The organism is Heyndrickxia camelliae (genome assembly GCF_002844575.1).
Lineage (GTDB): Bacteria > Bacillota > Bacilli > Bacillales > Bacillaceae_C > Margalitia > Margalitia camelliae.
This window is the reverse complement of sequence record NZ_PIQO01000080.1, coordinates 1-307: the sequence shown is the minus strand read 5'-3', so window position 1 is coordinate 307 and position 307 is coordinate 1. Positions and strand designations below refer to the sequence as shown.

Genomic DNA, 307 nt, shown 5'->3' with positions numbered 1-307 from the left:
CTTGAAATTCTACTGTATGCCATGCCGTATCGGTCACATCACCGAATACTCCTGTGACTGTACCGTTTTCAACATAACCTTTGTCAAAATCCTTAAGATCCGTAACAGAATTTCCATCTACTTTCATACTGCCAATTAAATACTCCATCCCAGCTGGAAGTTTGTCTGCGATTGTTAAGTTTCGAACAACGCCATCGGACACTTGGTTACGGGTTTTAATGGTATACACAACCGTGTCACCCACTTCAAAGGTATCCTTACCAGTTTCCAGATTTCTTGCTGTTTTTTCCGACTCTAATACTGGATT

Annotated in this window: 1 protein-coding gene; it reads right to left on the bottom strand. The window is 41.0% G+C overall.

The window, feature by feature from the left end:
* On the bottom strand, positions 1-307 hold a 307-nt coding region (locus tag CWO92_RS25000; RefSeq protein WP_133120625.1), incomplete at both ends, for an isopeptide-forming domain-containing fimbrial protein.